The organism is Geodermatophilus sp. SYSU D01105, from assembly GCF_054050095.1.
This window is the reverse complement of record NZ_JBJGYR010000006.1, coordinates 62,189-77,343: the sequence shown is the minus strand read 5'-3', so window position 1 is coordinate 77,343 and position 15,155 is coordinate 62,189. Positions and strand designations below refer to the sequence as shown.

16 protein-coding genes and 1 tRNA gene are annotated in these 15,155 nt (G+C 75.5%); 6 read left to right on the top strand and 11 right to left on the bottom strand.

Annotation, left to right across the window (positions count from 1 at the left end):
* Positions 1-127 precede the first annotated feature (127 nt).
* From ACI79I_RS07210 to ACI79I_RS07200, 3 genes are read right to left on the bottom strand one after another with little or no spacing between them, the layout of a single operon-like run.
* Positions 128-937: an ankyrin repeat domain-containing protein gene (locus ACI79I_RS07210; RefSeq protein ID WP_456991618.1), complete on the bottom strand. Its 810-nt coding sequence runs from the start codon at positions 935-937 to the stop codon at positions 128-130.
* Between the two features lie 43 nt (positions 938-980).
* Positions 981-1,736, bottom strand: a complete 756-nt coding sequence (locus tag ACI79I_RS07205) for an ABC transporter permease (protein ID WP_456991617.1) — start codon at positions 1,734-1,736, stop codon at positions 981-983.
* Complete coding sequence (locus ACI79I_RS07200) at positions 1,733-2,674, bottom strand: ABC transporter ATP-binding protein (protein ID WP_456991616.1); 942 nt, start codon at positions 2,672-2,674, stop codon at positions 1,733-1,735. The genes ACI79I_RS07205 and ACI79I_RS07200 overlap by 4 nt, the downstream gene beginning before the upstream one ends.
* Positions 2,675-2,860: 186 nt before the next feature.
* Between ACI79I_RS07200 and ACI79I_RS07195 the strand changes: the two genes are divergently transcribed.
* The 4 genes from ACI79I_RS07195 to ACI79I_RS07180 all read left to right on the top strand — a co-directional run bounded on the left by ACI79I_RS07195 (position 2,861) and on the right by ACI79I_RS07180 (position 6,364).
* Positions 2,861-3,319: a universal stress protein gene (locus ACI79I_RS07195; RefSeq protein ID WP_456991615.1), complete on the top strand. Its 459-nt coding sequence runs from the start codon at positions 2,861-2,863 to the stop codon at positions 3,317-3,319.
* 114 nt (positions 3,320-3,433) lie between these two features.
* Complete coding sequence (locus tag ACI79I_RS07190) at positions 3,434-4,474, top strand: adenylate/guanylate cyclase domain-containing protein (protein ID WP_456991614.1); 1,041 nt, start codon at positions 3,434-3,436, stop codon at positions 4,472-4,474.
* A 4-nt stretch (positions 4,475-4,478) separates the two neighbouring features.
* Complete coding sequence (locus ACI79I_RS07185) at positions 4,479-6,113, top strand: ABC-F family ATP-binding cassette domain-containing protein (protein WP_456991613.1); 1,635 nt, start codon at positions 4,479-4,481, stop codon at positions 6,111-6,113.
* A gap of 95 nt (positions 6,114-6,208) precedes the next feature.
* A complete protein-coding gene (locus ACI79I_RS07180; protein ID WP_456991612.1) occupies positions 6,209-6,364 on the top strand; it encodes a hypothetical protein in 156 nt (51 codons plus the stop codon).
* Between the two features lie 7 nt (positions 6,365-6,371).
* Here the strand turns inward: ACI79I_RS07180 and ACI79I_RS07175 are convergent, their stop codons facing one another.
* The 7 genes from ACI79I_RS07175 to ACI79I_RS07145 form a co-directional block, all read right to left on the bottom strand.
* A complete protein-coding gene (locus ACI79I_RS07175; protein WP_456991610.1) occupies positions 6,372-7,085 on the bottom strand; it encodes a hypothetical protein in 714 nt (237 codons plus the stop codon).
* 79 nt (positions 7,086-7,164) lie between these two features.
* Positions 7,165-8,352 carry an MFS transporter gene (locus tag ACI79I_RS07170; RefSeq protein ID WP_456991609.1) on the bottom strand — a complete coding sequence of 396 codons (1,188 nt, stop codon included), beginning with the start codon at positions 8,350-8,352 and terminating at the stop codon, positions 7,165-7,167.
* 32 nt (positions 8,353-8,384) lie between these two features.
* Positions 8,385-8,948 carry an N-acetyltransferase family protein gene (locus ACI79I_RS07165; RefSeq protein ID WP_456991608.1) on the bottom strand — a complete coding sequence of 188 codons (564 nt, stop codon included), beginning with the start codon at positions 8,946-8,948 and terminating at the stop codon, positions 8,385-8,387.
* Positions 8,945-10,054 (bottom strand): alpha/beta fold hydrolase, encoded by a 1,110-nt coding sequence (locus tag ACI79I_RS07160; RefSeq protein WP_456991607.1) that lies wholly within the window; start codon positions 10,052-10,054, stop codon positions 8,945-8,947. Before ACI79I_RS07160 ends, ACI79I_RS07165 begins: the two co-directional genes overlap by 4 nt.
* Positions 9,975-10,361, bottom strand: coding sequence for a hypothetical protein (locus ACI79I_RS07155; protein ID WP_456991606.1), 387 nt, complete (start codon positions 10,359-10,361; stop codon positions 9,975-9,977). The genes ACI79I_RS07160 and ACI79I_RS07155 overlap by 80 nt, the downstream gene beginning before the upstream one ends.
* 43 nt (positions 10,362-10,404) lie before the next feature.
* Positions 10,405-11,733: an acyl-CoA dehydrogenase family protein gene (locus tag ACI79I_RS07150; protein WP_456991605.1), complete on the bottom strand. Its 1,329-nt coding sequence runs from the start codon at positions 11,731-11,733 to the stop codon at positions 10,405-10,407.
* Positions 11,730-13,229 carry a long-chain-fatty-acid--CoA ligase gene (locus tag ACI79I_RS07145; RefSeq protein WP_456991604.1) on the bottom strand — a complete coding sequence of 500 codons (1,500 nt, stop codon included), beginning with the start codon at positions 13,227-13,229 and terminating at the stop codon, positions 11,730-11,732. The genes ACI79I_RS07150 and ACI79I_RS07145 overlap by 4 nt, the downstream gene beginning before the upstream one ends.
* Positions 13,230-13,371: 142 nt before the next feature.
* Here ACI79I_RS07145 and ACI79I_RS07140 point away from each other — a divergent pair, with 142 nt between their 5' ends.
* Positions 13,372-14,142, top strand: a complete 771-nt coding sequence (locus tag ACI79I_RS07140; protein WP_456945629.1) for an SDR family NAD(P)-dependent oxidoreductase — start codon at positions 13,372-13,374, stop codon at positions 14,140-14,142.
* Between the two features lie 33 nt (positions 14,143-14,175).
* Positions 14,176-14,937: a glycoside hydrolase family 16 protein gene (locus tag ACI79I_RS07135; protein ID WP_456991603.1), complete on the top strand. Its 762-nt coding sequence runs from the start codon at positions 14,176-14,178 to the stop codon at positions 14,935-14,937.
* A gap of 106 nt (positions 14,938-15,043) precedes the next feature.
* Here ACI79I_RS07135 and ACI79I_RS07130 read toward each other — a convergent pair.
* A tRNA-Arg gene (locus tag ACI79I_RS07130) sits at positions 15,044-15,115 on the bottom strand.
* Positions 15,116-15,155 lie beyond the last annotated feature (40 nt).

Here is a 15,155-nt window from a genome sequence, read left to right as displayed (position 1 = left end):
CTTCTTCGTCGTCGGTGGACGTCTCTGGACCGGGTGGTGAGTCTACGCCCGTCGTGGGGGAGCCGACGCCGTGAAGCGGCCTCGGCGCCGGGCCGGCCCCTGGTCGGGCGGGGGGTGGGGTGCTGCCTCAGTCGGTCGCGCCGTGCGCGACCAGGAGGTCGGCGAGGGCGTCGTGGACGTCGGCCTGGCCTGCGGCGTCGCGCCGGGTGCGGGCGGCGGCCACCCGGCTGATGTCCAGGGCGCTGGCGCCGTCGTTGGTGGTCGCGTTGACGTCGGCCCCGGCGTCGAGCAGCACGCGGACGACGTCGGGCGCGTCGCCGTCGGCCCCCGAGGCGACCGCGACGTGCAGCGCGGAGCGGCCGGTGTCCGGTTCGCGCCGGTTGACGTCGGCGCCGGCGGCCAGCAGCAGGCGGACCAGCTCCAGCCGGGCGCCGGCCGCGGCGGCGTGCAGCGCGCCGCCGTCGGCGTCGGCCCCGCGGTCGAGCAGCGCCCGCGCGGTGGTCGCCGCGCCGCCGGCCGCGGCCCAGCTGAGCAGGTCCACGCCGGTGACCGGGTCGGCCAGCGGGGCGCCCGCGTCGAGCTCCACGGTGAGCCGGTCGACGTCGTCGAGGTAGGCGGCACTGGGCGCGTCCACCGGGGCGCCGAGCTCACGGAGCACGGGCACCAGGCCGGGGGTGGACTCGAGGGCCAGGTGCAGCGGCGTCCGGTCGTGCTCGGTGCGGGCCGAGACGTCGGCGCCGGCGGCCACCAGCACCCGCACGATCTCGGCCTGGCCCTCGGCCACGGCCACGTGCAGCGGCGTCCAGCCGCCCTGGCCGGCGCGCTCCACCGTGGCGGACAGCAGGCGGGGCGCGTCGCTGACGGCCGTGCGGACGGCCTCGACGTCACCGTCGGCGATCAGCCGGCCCAGCCGCTGCGCGGTCATGCGGGTGGTCATCGGGAGAGCCCCGTTCGGAGTCGGGATCGCCCGACGCGACGGACTAGACGACGTCGCGGCGGACGGCGAGCAGGGTGCCCAGCAGGGCGGCGACCAGACCGTAACCGAGCAGCAGCAGGCCGCCCTGCCAGGGGGCGAGGAGGTCGGGCCCCTGGAAGGTCGCCGTCATGGCCTCGAGCGCTCCACCCGGCAGCCACTTGTAGGCGGGGGCCGTGGCCGGGATCGAGCGGACGATCGGCTCGATCACGAACAGGTAGACCAGCCCACCGACGATCGCGCCCACCTGGTTGCGCAGCAGCGCGCCGAGGCCGACGCCGATGACCGCGTAGATGACCAGCGCCAGCCCACTGCTGGCCAGGATCCGCAGGTTGTCGCCGGTCAGCGACGGCACCGCGCCCCGCGCGCCGGCGTGCAGCGCCACCACCAGGTAGTTCACGGCCATGACGACGAGTGCGAAGGGCACCGACACGAGGGCGTAGCCCAGGAGCTTGGCGATCACGACGCGGCCGCGCCGGGGTGTGGTCAGGAACGTCGGCGTGGCGGTCCGGTGCCGGTACTCCTGCGTCATCCCGATGATGCCCAGGATCAGGAACAGCACCGTGACGTTCGCCGTGATGGCGAGGACCAGCTGCTCGTACTGCTCGGTGCCGACCGGCGGCAGCCCGCTCTCGGCACCGCCGGCGAACGAGGTGAACAGCACCGCGAAGCCGGCCACCATCACACAGGACCCGAGCAGCAGCCCGAGCCAGACGCGGGTGGTGAACAGCTTCGTCCACTCGGCGCGGACGAGCGGGGTCATCGAGCAGCTCCCTGCGGGGTCGGGTCGGTCGAGGAGGCGGCGTACTGCTCCTGGCCGGCGGTCAGCCGGAAGTACAGCTCCTCCAGGCCGCTGGTCTCGGCGCGCAGCTCGTGCAGCTCGATGCCCGCCGCGAAGGCACGGGCACCGACCGCGGCCGGGGTCGTGCCCGTGACGGTCACCAGTCCGTCGCCGTCCGGGGTCACCGCGAACCCGGCGCCGTCGAGGACCTCGGCCAGCCGGCGGGCCTCCGGACTGCGGACGACGACGGTGCCGGCGCCCTGTGCACCGGAGCGGAGCTCGGCGATCGACCCCTCACGGACCAACCGGCCGGCGCCGACGATGACCACCCGGTCGGCGGTGTGCTCCATCTCCGACAGCAGGTGGCTGGAGACCAGCACGGTGCGGCCCTCGTCGTGGGCGAGGTGGCGGATGAAGCCGCGCAGCCACTGGATGCCCTCGGGGTCGAGCCCGTTGGCCGGCTCGTCGAGGACCAGCACGGCCGGGTCACCGAGCAGCGCCGTGGCCAGGGCCAGCCGCTGGCGCATGCCCAGGGAGTAGCCACCGGCCCGGCGGTTCGCGGCGTCGGTCAAGCCCACCTGGGCGAGCGTCTCGTCGGCGCGGGTGAGCGGAAGGCCGGCCGCCCGGCAGTACACGCGGAGGTGGTTGCGACCCGAGCGGGCCGGGTGGAAGGCGGTCTCGAGGACCGCGCCGACGGTGCGGACCGGCGAGGGGAGGTCGGGATAGGGGGCGCCGTTGAAGGTCGCCGTCCCGGAGTCCGGGCGCTCCAGCCCCAGCACCATGCGCATCGTCGTGGTCTTCCCGGCGCCGTTGGGGCCCAGGAAGCCGGTCACGGAGCCGGGCTCGACCGTGAAGGTCAGGTCGTCGACGGCGCGCACCGCGCCGAAGGTCTTGGTGAGGCCGCGGACCTCGACCCGCACGGGGTCGCGGTGGGCGGTGGAGCCGGGGTGGATGGGAGTCTCCTCGTCGTCGGCCGGGCGGCGGGTCCATCCAAGCGCACGGGGCCGACCGGACCGGCGTCCCGGCCGGTGGGGCCGCGTGTTCCGGGCCCCCGGTCGCTGGCCTGCGCCCGCGCCGCCGCGCCCTTCCCGGTAGGTTCCCCGCCCGTGAGCGCCTATCGCACGGTGGTCGTCGGGACCGACGGGTCGGAGTCCTCCCTCTTGGCGGTGCGCCGCGCCGGAGCGCTGGCCGGTGCCTGCGGTGCCCGGCTGGTCATCGTCTGCGCCTACCTGCCCCCGCGGGTCGACGACCGCGAGATCCAGGAGGCGCGGGAGGTCTTCGGCGACGAGGCCTACCAGGTCATCGGGTCGGCGCCGGCCGAGGACACCGTGCGCACCGCCGGCGAGCGCGCGCGGGAGGCCGGCGCGACCGACGTCGCGCCGATCGCCGTGGTCGGCTCCCCGGTGGAGACGCTGCTCGACGTCGTCAGCCGCGAGAAGGCCGACCTGCTCGTGGTCGGCAACCGCGGGCTCAACAGCCTCAAGGGCCGGCTGCTCGGTTCGGTCCCCTCCGACGTGACCCGCCGTTCCCCGGTCGACGTGCTGGTCGTGCACACGACGGGCTGAGCCCTGCCCGACACCCCACCGGGGGACAACCCCGGTGCACCCGACGCCCGGGAGGCACTGGAGCGCCTGCTCCTCGGGGGCCCGCGGCGCTACACGCGGCTGCAGGTCGCGCAGATGGCCGGCATGCCGTCGCACCGGACCCAGCGGCTGTGGCGGGCCCTGGGCTTCCCGGACGCCGGCGACGACGACCTCGTCTTCACCGACGCCGACGTCCAGGCGCTCGGGCTGCTCTCCGCGCTGATCGACACCGGCTTCGTCGACGAGGACGCCGAGGCCTCCATCGCCCGCGCCATGGCACAGTCCCTGTCGCGCCTGGCCGACTGGCAGACCGACATGCTCGCCGACGTCCTGACCCGCGGGCAGGGCGCCGGGGCCGAGCGCGCGCCGATCGACCCCGAGCGGGCGACGGAGAGCACCCGCCGGCTGCTGCCGCTGCTGCGCGCCGTGCAGGACTACGTCTGGCGGCGGCACCTGGCCGCCAACGCCGACCGGCTGCTCGCCGCCGAGGCCGGTGGCGACCGGCGGGAGCTCGCCGTCGGCTTCGCCGACCTGGTCGGCTACACCAGCCGCAGCCGCGGCATGGGGGGTCGCGAGCTCGGCGAGATGGTGGAGGACTTCGAGGCCACCGCCGCCGAGGTCATCGCCCGGCACCACGGCCGGGTCGTGAAGACGGTCGGGGACGGCGTCCTCTACACCGCCGTCTCGGCGATCGACGCGGTGGAGATCGGCCTGGAGCTGCCCGACGCGTGGGCGGCCGAGGACCGCCCGCCGCTGCGGGTCGGCGCCGCCCACGGCACGGTGATCACCCACCTCGGGGACGTCTACTCGCCGGTGGTGAACCTGGCCAGCCGGCTCACCTCGATCGCCCACCCGGGGGCGCTGCTGGTCGACCGCGAGCTGGCACGGCACCTCCGGGGGCTGACGCGCTACCGTGTTCGGCCGCTGCGGCGGGTGTCGGTGCGCGGCTACGACCAGCTCCAGCCGTGGCTGGTCCGCCGCCGTCCGCAGGGGGAGGACGACGACGCCGCGGCGCTGCTGGACCTGGAGCGGATGCTCGACGAGATGACCGACGAGGTCCTCGCCCCCGAGGAGCCTCCCGGGGAGGGCGCGTCCGGGAACACCGGCGGGGACGGCGGGGCGCCTCGGGGAGGATGAGCCGGTGAGTGCCACCCTCGTCGCCCGCGGGCTGGCTGCCGGCCACGGCGCCCGCGTCCTGTTCTCCGGCCTGGACCTCGTCGTCGGCCCCGGCGACGTCGTGGGCCTGGTCGGGGTGAACGGCGCGGGGAAGTCCACGTTGCTGCGCACGCTCGCCGGTGAGCTGCCCGCCGAGTCCGGCAGCGTGACGGTGAGCCCGCCGACGGCCACCCTCGGCTACCTGCCGCAGGAGCACGACCGCCGGCCGGGGGAGTCGGTGCGCCAGGCGCTGGCCCGCCGCACCGGGGTGGCCGCCGCGCAGGCCGCGCTCGACGCCGCCACCGAGGCGCTCACCGCCGGCGCCGACGGCGCCGACGACGCCTACGGGGAGGCGCTCGAGCGCTGGCTGGCCCTCGGTGGCGCCGACCTCGACGAGCGCGCCGAGCAGGTGGTGGCCGACGTCGCGCCCGGGGTCGACCTGGACGCCGCGACGACCGGGCTCTCCGGCGGTCAGGCGGCGCGGGTCGGGCTGGCCGCGCTGCTGCTGTCCCGGTACGACGTCCTGCTCCTCGACGAGCCCACCAACGACCTCGACCTCGCCGGGCTCGCGCAGCTGGAGCGGTTCGTCGGCGACGCCCGCGGCGGCATCGTGCTGGTCAGCCACGACCGGGAGTTCCTCGCCCGGACCGTGACGCGGGTGGTCGAGCTCGACCTCGCCCAGCAGCTGGTGCGGGTGCACGACGGCGGCTACGAGGCCTACCTGGTGGAGCGGGAGGTCGCCCGCCGGCACGCCCGCGAGGAGTACGAGGAGTACGCCGAGACCCGGGCCGGGCTGGAGGCGCGGGCGCGGACCCAGCGCTCCTGGATGGACAAGGGCCTGCGCAACGCCGTCCGCAAGCAGAAGGACCCCGACAAGCACGTGAAGAACTTCCAGCGGCAGACCTCGGAGAAGCAGGCGGCCAAGGCCCGGCAGACCGACCGGCGCATCGAGCGGCTGGAGGTGGTCGAGGAGCCCCGCAAGGAGTGGGAGCTGCGGATGGAGATCGCGGCGGCACCCCGGGCCGGCGCGGTGGTGGCCACCCTGACCGGGGCGGTCGTGCGGCGGGGCGAGTTCACGCTCGGCCCGGTGGACCTGCAGGTCGACTGGGGCGACCGGGTGGCGATCACCGGGCCCAACGGCGCGGGCAAGTCCACCCTGCTCGCCGCCCTCCTCGGGCGGGTGCCGCTGGACGAGGGCCGCTCGGCGCTGGGCCCGTCGGTCCGGATCGGGGAGATCGACCAGGCCCGGGAGGCGTTCCTGGGTTCGGAGACGCTGCTGGACGCCTTCTCCGCCGAGGTCCCCGACTGGCCGAGCGCCGAGGTGCGCACCCTGCTGGCCAAGTTCGGCCTCACCGCCGAGCACGTGCTGCGCCCGGCCGACACGCTCTCGCCCGGCGAGCGCACCCGCGCCGGGCTGGCCCTGCTCCAGGCCCGCGGGATCAACGTGCTGGTGCTCGACGAGCCCACGAACCACCTCGACCTGCCCGCGATCGAGCAGCTCGAGCAGGCCCTCGCGGCCTACCGCGGCACGCTGCTGCTGGTCACCCACGACCGGCGGATGCTGGCGCAGGTGGCGACGACCCGCCGCCTCACCGTGGACGGCGGGCGGGTCACGGAGTAGGGGGCCGCCCGGCGCGGTCCCCGGCCCCGTTGCGGGCTGACGGTCCGCAGCCGCTACGCCATCGAGGCGGGCGACCTGGCGGTCCCCAGCAACGAGTGGACGCTGACCGTGGGGACCAGTCGGTGTCGGCGGTCACCGCCGAGGTCGCCCGGCGCCAGGACGACGGCGGCTGGCTGTACGTGGTCGACCACCCGTTCGCCAGCCTGGAGGCCGAGGAGCGCGCCGCGCTGGCCGCATCGGTGGGGGCCTGAGGCGTCCTCAGCGCCTCCCGGGCACGGCAGCGGCCGGCGCGGCGTCCAGCTCGGCGGCGACCGCGTACTCCGCGAGCGTGGCGAGCTCGGCGGGCGTCGCGCCGTCCCAGGTGAGGGCCGGCAGCGGCCGCACCTCGACGACGACGTCCCGGGTGACGCCGATCCAGCGCAGCGCCGCGCGCAGGGACCGGCCGCCGGGCGCCGGGGGTGGCGCGCCGCCGTCCCCGGTGTAGCGGAGGGCGACCGGGCACACCGCCGCGCCCGTGCCGACGGCGGCGGCGAACAGTTCGGGGGAGAAGCGGCCCAGCGTCGCCGGGCCGCCCGCCGGGAGCTCGGGGCGGACGGCGACCTTCGCCCCGCCGGCCAGCGCGGCGGCCACTCCCTCGACGGTCGCGGGGACGGTGGGGCACGGCACGCCGGCGACCCGGTCGTGTCCCTCAGTGGCGACGACGACGCCGCGCAGCGCGGTCAGCAGCACCAGCGGGTCGAGCGGGGAGACGGAGTTGGTCACCAGGAGCAGGCCGCGCCCGCGGGCGGCGCGGGGCCACGCGACCGACGGGGACCGGACGGCGACCCGCACGCCGAGGCCGGTGAGCAGTCGGGCCGCGCCGCACACCGCCCGGTGCCGGGGACTGCCGGGCCGGAGCCGCTCGGCGGCGAGCACGACGCCGGCGCGCAGCAGGCGGGAGCGGTCGGGCGGGAGCACGTCGGGTCGGGGCACGGGACCTCCGGAGCGCTCGGGGCCCGGACGGGCCCGCGTGCCGCGAGGGTCGCGGGCGCAGGTGACCGGCCGATGACGCTCAGGGAGCGACGGGAGGACGGTCGGGGGACGGTCGCGCGGCCGACCGGAGGGCCAGCAGCAGCGTGAGGGCCGCGAGGACGGCCAGCGCGACCAGCAGCGCGGAGTAGGGGGCCAGGGCGGCCAGCCCGGCGAGGACGACGGGGGCGGCGAAGCCGAGGTAGGTCAGCGCGTAGTAGACCGCGGTCAGCCCGGCCAGCTCACGCGGCGGCGCGACCCGCTGGGTCTCGAGCAGCCCGGCGACCAGGCACAGCCCGTAGCCCGAGCCCAGGGTGACCGCGGCCAGCCCGACCAGCGCCGGGTGGGTGGTCGCGGCGGCGGCCGCGGCGACCAGCAGACCGGCGACGACCGCGGTCATCCCGATCGCCGATCCCCGGCGGGTGTCGGCGGCCGCCAGGCGGCGGGCCAGCGGTTGCACCACGACACCGGTGCCGAGGGTCACGCCCGCGACGACGGCGTTGAAGGCCACCGTCCAGCCCGCCGTCGAGTCGCGCACCAGCCCGGGCAGGACGGCGATCGAGATGGTGGCCACCCCGAACACCCACGGCGCGACCGGCGCCACGTGCCGGCGGAAGCGCGGGTCGGCGGCCGAGGCCACGCGCATCCGCGACCACAGCGACCCCGTCTCCGGCCCCGCGTCGGCGACCGTCTCCGGCGCCCGCCACAGCGGGACGAGGACGGCGAGGACGACGGCCACGTGCGGCAGGTAGGCGGTGACCAGTGGCGCGGGCGCCCACTGGCCGAGCAGGCCGGCCACGACCGGGCCGAGGCCGAAGCCGGCGGTGAGCGCCATGGCCGCCCGGCGCGCGCCCGCGCCCTCCGGGGCGGTCGGGTCCCAGGGCGCGCCGGACAGCTCCTTCACCCACGCGCTGCCGGCCGCGAACGCCGCGCCGCTGGCCAGCCCGGCCAGGAAGCGGCCGGCGTAGAGCGCGGGCAGCCCCTCCAGCAGCAGCACCAGTGTCGCGACCAGCGAGACCAGCAGCGCCACGCGGAGTACCGGAGCCCGCCCGTGCCGGTCGGACACCGGCCCGAGCACCAGCAGCGCCGGGATCAGCCCGAGGGCGTAGACGCCGACGAGCGCGTCCACGGTGGCGACCGACAGCCCGCTGAGCTCGCGGTAGGCGACCAGCAGGCTGACGAACTGGTTGGCACCCCAGCCGATCGCGAACAGCGTCGCGGCGACCGGCACCCAGGCACGGGTGCGGGGGACGGCGGGCTGGCTCAGGAGAGGTCCTCGCCGAGCGCCTCGGGCAGCCCCACGGTGCTCATCCCCGACCAGGTGTCCCGGACGTGGTGGGCGAGCACCATCAGGTCCCGCAGCTGCCCCTCCCGGTCGCGGATGTGGTCGACCAGCAGCGCCTCCCCGGTGAAACCGAGCTCGGTGAACAGGGCCAGCGCCGCGCCCTGCTCGGCGACCACCTCGACGACGAGCTTGGTCAGCCCGTCCTCGACGGCCGCCACCAGCGCGTGGCGGGCCAGCGTGCGGCCCAGCCCGCTGCCCCGCGCGCCGGGTGCGACGACCAGGCGCACCTCACCGACGTGGTCGGACCAGCCGGGCAGCCGCAGCACGGCCACGTAGCCGGTGACCTGCCCGCCGTCGTCCGTGGCCACCCAGCGGCGCACGTCCGGCGTGCCGCCGGTCGCCCAGCCGCGCACCACGTCGGGGTCGGTCACGTCCTCGCGGATGAAGGTGCGGTCGCCCTCGGGGAGGCCGGTGAAGAAGTCCAGCAGCGCGTCGCAGTGCGCGTCGGTGAGCTCGGTGACGGCGGATCGGACGTCGGTCACCGCGCGGCCTCCTCGGCGGTCGGCCCCACCGGCTCGCTGCGCCGGCGGAGGAAGTCGATGATCTGCGGCACCGTCGTCCGGGCCGCCGTCCGGCCGACCACCAGGCCCATGTGCCCGGCGGGGAGCCGCAGCTCGTGCTTGTCCGGGGAGCCGACCAGGTCGATCAGCGGCGCGCTGGCGTCCGCCGGCACGATGTGGTCCCGGTCGGCGCGGACGGTCAGGAACGGCACCGTGATGTCGGACAGGCGCACCCGGTCGCCGCCGACGCTCAGCCGGTCGGTGACCATCCCGTTGTCGCGCACGAGCATCCGCACCGTCTCCTCGGCGGCGGCCCCCGGGAAGGGCACGTGGTCGTCCGACCACCCGGTCATCGCCTGGTAGGCCGCGACGTACTCGTCGTTCCAGAGCCGCTCCCACAGGGTCACGTAGCGGGTGACCTCCGCGGTCGGGGTGAGTGCCCGGAACCCCTGCAGCACCACCTGCGGTGGGACGTTGCCGTCGGCGTCGAGGACGTCGCGCACGTCGAGGCCGCCGACCCGGAAGAGGTCGGCCAGCGGGCCCATGTGGCGGAAGTCGACCGGGGTGGCCAGCACGGTCAGGCTGCGCAGCGGCGCGTCGGGGTGGTGGGCGGCGTGGAGCAGCGCCAGGTCGCCCCCGAAGCAGTAGCCGAAGAGGTTGACCTCGTCGGCGCCGGCGACCTCCAGCACCCGCTGCACGCCGGCCGGGATGTAGTCGTCGACGTAGTCCTCGAGGGTGTTGGCCGCGTCCCGCGCGTCGGGCTCGCCCCAGTCGAGCAGGTACACGTCGAACCCGGCGTCCAGGAGCTGCTCGACGAAGCTGTTGCCCGGCGTCAGGTCGAGGATGTAACTGCGGCTGACCAGGCTGAACACGATGAGCAGCGGCGGGGAGTACCGCACGTCCTCGTTGCGGTAGTGCCACAGCTGGGTCCGGCCGCGCTGCCAGACGACGTCCTTGGGGGTCTGGCCCACCCCAGGCCGGTCGACGCCGGCGACCAGCTTGAGGCCGTTACGGGCGCGGAGGGCGTTGCGCTCGACGTCGCGGCGGACGCGGTCGAGGATGCTCTGCGGGCTCGGGACGGTCGGCATGGTCCTCCTCGGGAGCGCGGCGCCGTTCGGCCTCCAGCTGCAGGGTGAGCCGCCGGACCTCCCGGTCCAGCGCGCCGACCTGCGCCCGCAGCCTGCTGACGTCGGTGCCGGCGGGCAGGTTCAGCAGGTGCCAGGCGCGGGTGGTGGCGCCGCGCGCGGAGTCGCGGGCCAGCGTGGTGGCCCGGCGCACCAGCGCCGCGCCGATGGCGAAGGTGTCGGTGCGGACGAACTCCTCGGCACGCGGCGTGACGCGGCGCTCGGCGGCGTCGAAGGCCTGCCGCCACAGCGGCGGGCGGGCGTCGGCCATGCGGTCTCCCTCCGGACGAGGTCCCGGGCGGTCCTGGGGCGGCTCAGGTGAAGGCGCCGACCCCGGTGATGTCCCGGCCGACGATCAGCGTCTGCACCGTCTCGGTGCCCTCGAAGGTGTGGATCGCCTCGATGTCGGCCATGTGCCGGATGACGTGGTTCTGCAGCAGGATCCCGTTGCCACCGAGCAGGTCGCGGGCCTCGGCGAGGATCGCGCGGGCGGTGCGGGTGTTGTGCATCTTGGCCAGCCCGGCGACGGTGGGGGACAGCCGCCCGGCCTCGGCCAGCCGGCCGATCTGCATGCAGTACAGCTGCATCCCGGTGAGGTCGGCGAGCATCCGCACCAGCCGCTCCTGCACGATCTGGAAGCTGACCAGCGGCTTGCCGAACTGGCGGCGCTCCTTGGCGTAGGTGAGCGCCGCCTCGTAACCCGCGGTCGCGTGGCCCAGCGCCATCCAGGCACAGGCCCCGCGGGTGGTGGCCAGCACCCGGCCGGTGTCGGCGAAGCTGTGCGCCTCCTGCAGCCGGTTCTCCTCGGGCACCCGGACGCCGTGCAGCGCGATCTCGGCCTGCCACACCGAGCGCAGCGACATCTTCCCGGTGATGACCGTCGCCTCGTACCCCTCGGCCGGGGTCTCCACGACGAAGCCCTTCACCTGCCCGTCGCCCTCGTCCCGCGCCCACACGATCACCAGGTCGGCCAGCGACCCGTTGCCGATCCACCGCTTGGCGCCGTCGAGCACCCAGGTGTCGCCCTCCCGGCGGGCGGTCGTCTCCAGCGCGACGGAGTCCGACCCGTGCTGCGGCTCGGTGAGCGCGAACGCCCCCAGCTTCTCCAGCCGCGCCATCGCGGGCAGCCAGCGCGCCTTCTGCTCCTCGGAGCCGCACATGTCGATCGACTGCATCGCCAGACCCGCGTGCACCCCGAGGAACGTGCCCAGGCTGCCGTCACCGCGGTGCAGCTCCATCTGCACCAGCCCGGCCGCCATCGGGCTCATCTCGGCCGCGCCGTAGCCCTTGATGCTGCCGCCGACGACGCCCAGCTCGGGCAGCCGGCGGATCAGCGGCCACGCGACCTCGGCCTTCTCCCAGTAGTCACCGGCGACCGGCAGCACCTCGCGGTCGACGAACCGGCGGACGGCGATGAACTTCTCCCACTGCTCCTCGGTGAGCTGTTCGCGCACCGAGAAGAAGTCCGTGCCCAGCGCCTCGCCCAGGTGCGGGACCGAGCTCGACCCGATCCCCGTGTCGGCCGGCCGCTGCTGCGTCGCGCTCCCGCTGGCCAGGTCCTGCCCGGTGGTGCGGCGAGCCGGGTCCTGCCCGGTGGTGCCGCGAGCCGGGTCCTGCTCCGTGCCGACCTCTGCGGTGCTCATGCCCTGACCTCCTGGGGGACCTCGACGGCGCGGCGCAGGATCTTGCCGGTCGGCCCCTTGGGCAGGGCGTCGACCAGCCAGACGTGCCGCGGGTACTTGTAGGCGGCGACCCGCTCCTTCACCCACGCCTGCAGCTCGGCGGGGTCGGCGGTGGCGCCGGGCTTCAACGCGACCGCGGCGGCGACCTCCTCGCCGAGGTCGGCGTGCGGGACGCCGACGCAGGCGGCCTCGGCGACCGCCGGGTGCTCGTAGAGCGCCTCCTCGATCTCCCGCGGGTACACGTTGTAGCCGCCGCGGATGATCATCTCCTTCTTGCGGTCGACGATCGCGTAGTAGCCGTCGGCGTCCCGCCGAGCGAGGTCCCCGGTGCGGAACCAGCCGTCGGGGATCGCCTTCGCCGTCTCCTCCGGCTTGCGCCAGTAGCCCTTCATCACGTTCTCGCCGCGGATGGCGATCTCGCCGACCTCGCCCTCGGGCACGTCACGTCCCTCGTCGTCCACCAGGCGCATCTCCACGCCCCGGATCGGCGTGCCGATCGTGCCGGGCTTGCGCTCGGCGTGCGGGTGGTTGAACGAGGCGACCGGGGAGGTCTCCGACAGCCCGTAGCCCTCCAGCACGATGCAGCCGAAGGCCTCCTCGAAGCCGCGCATCACCTCGACCGGCATGGCCGAGCCGCCGGAGACGCACAGCCGCAGGCTGGACACGTCGTACCGGTCGCGGTCGGGCTGGTGCAGCATCGCGGCGAACATCGTGGGCACGCCCTCGAACACCGTCACCCGGTCCCGCTGGACGATCTCCAGCGCCTTGGCGCCGTCGAACCGCGGCAGCAGGGTCAGGCACGCCCCGGCCAGGACGCCGGCGTTCAGTGCACAGGTCAGCCCGAAGACGTGGAACAGGGGCAGGCAGCCCATGATGACGTCGTCCGGCGTGCCCTCGAGCAGCGTCTCCTGGGTGGTCCGCGCGTTGCCGCGCAGGTTGGCGTGGGTGAGCTCGGCGCCCTTGGGCTGGCCGGTCGTGCCGGACGTGTAGAGGATCACGGCCGCGTCGGTGTCGTCCCGCTCTACGACGTCCCCGCCCGCGTCCCCGGCCAGCGCGTCACCGGCATCGGTCGGCCCCACGGTCACCGCGTCGACCCCCACCTCGCCGGCGGCCTCGGTGGCCGCCCCCCCGACCGAGTCCAGGGCCACGACCAGCCGGGCCCCGGAGTCGCGCAGGTAGTACTCGACCTCGCGGGCCTTGAGCAGCGGGTTCATCGGGACGACCGCCGCCCCGGCCATCAGCGCGCCGTAGAAGACCACCGGGAAGCTCAGGACGTTGGGCAGCACCATCCCGACCCGGTCGCCCGGGGTCACCCCGCGCGCCCGGAGGCCGGCGGCCACGCGCGCGGCGGCGTCCCGGAACCCGTCGTAGGTCAGGACGGCGTCGTCCATGCGCAGGGCGGTGCGGTCACCGTGCTCGGCTGCCGTGTCCAGCAGGTGCTGCGCGAGGTTGGCCACGGTGTCTCCCTGTGCTCGGGCTCGGGGCCAGCCCCCTACCCGGCGCCGCTGTGGTCTACCCCACAGCCTCGCCGCGGTGGCGGCCGGGCGCGTCGCGCGACAGGCTCGCCCCGGGACCGACACCGACGACGGGAGCGACGACGTGGCTGGCAGGACGATCCTCGACATGTTCCGGCTGGACGGCCGGGTGGCGATCGTGACCGGGGCGTCGTCCGGGCTGGGGGCGGTCTTCGCCCGGGCCCTGGCCGAGGCGGGGTGCGACGTCGCGCTCGGTGCCCGGCGGGAGGACCGCCTGGCCGGCACCCGGGAGGCCGTGGAGGCCACGGGCCGCCGGGCGATCACCGTGCGCACCGACGTCGCCCGGCCCGAGGACTGCCAGGGGCTGGTCGACGCCGCCGTGGCCGAGTTCGGCAAGGTCGACGTCCTGGTGAACAACGCCGGCGTCGGCACCGCCGTCCCGGCCACCCGCGAGACCCCGGAGCAGTTCCGGCAGGTCATCGACGTCAACCTCAACGGCTGCTACTGGATGGCGCAGGCCTGCGCGCGGGTGATGCAGCCGGGCAGCTCGATCGTGAACATCTCCAGCATCCTGGGGCTGACCACGGCCGGCCTGCCCCAGGCGGCGTACGCCGCCAGCAAGGCCGGGCTGATCGGCCTCACCCGCGACCTCGCCCAGCAGTGGACCGGCCGCAAGGGCATCCGGGTCAACGCGCTGGCGCCCGGCTTCTTCGAGTCGGAGATGACCGACCAGTACCCGGAGGGCTACATCGAGGGCCAGATGTCCCGCGTGCTGGCCGGCCGCAAGGGGGATCCGGACGAGCTGGCCGCGGCGCTGGTGTTCCTCGTCAGCGACGCCGGCGGCTACGTCACCGGGACGACGCTGCCGGTCGAGGGCGGGCTGCTGACCAGCTGACGACCGAGCACGGCCGGCCCTACGCTGCCCGCCGTGCGCGAGGAGCTCGACGAGCGCTTCCCCGGGGAGGCGCTCGACACCGACGTGTGGTTCCCGTACTACCTGCCGCACTGGAGCTCGCGGGCGGCGTCCGCGGCGGCGTACACGGTGCGTGACGGCGAGCTGCGCCTGACCGTCCCCGCCGACCAGCCGCTGTGGTGCCCGGACCTGCACGCCGAGCCGCTGCGGGTGTCCTGCCTGCAGACCGGCAGCTCCGCCGGCCCGCTGGGCAGCACCGTGGGACAGCAGCCCTTCGCCGAGGGGCTGGTCGTGCGCGAGGAGCAGCCGGAGTTCCGGGGCTACACGCCCTGCTACGGGCACGTCGAGGTGACCATGCGCGCGACGGTCACCGGGCGCTCGATGGTCGCCTTCTGGCTGTCGGGCATCGAGGACCGCCCCGAGCACTCAGGGGAGATCTGCGTGGCCGAGGTCTTCGGCGACACCGTCCGCGACGGGTCGGCGGCGGTGGGGATGGGGCTGCACCGGTTCCGCGACCCGCGCCTGGCCGAGGACTTCACCGCCGAGCGGCTGCCCGTCGACCTCACGCGGTTCCACACCTACGCCGTGGACTGGACGCCGGGGTCGCTGGTCTTCACCGTCGACGGCGAGGTCGCCCGGCGCGTCGACCAGGCTCCGGACTACCCGGTGCAGCTGATGCTCGGCGTCTTCGACTTCCCGGGCCGCGCCACGCCGGGCAGCTCCGAGGTCCCGGTGCCCGAGCTGGTGGTCTCCGCCGTCCGGGGACACCCGCTCTGACGCCGGTCGACGCGGGGAGCGCACCGGACCTGCTCACCGGGGTGGACGCCGCGCGGTGCTCGTGTGAGCGGGCGACCGGTGCGCTGGGCACGGTGGCCGCTGTGGGTGCCCCCGGCAGGATTCGAACCTGCGCACCCGCCTCCGGAGGGCGGTGCTCTATCCCCTGAGCTACGGGGGCTCTGCGGTGGGGCAGGGAGAAACCTACCAGGCCCACCCGG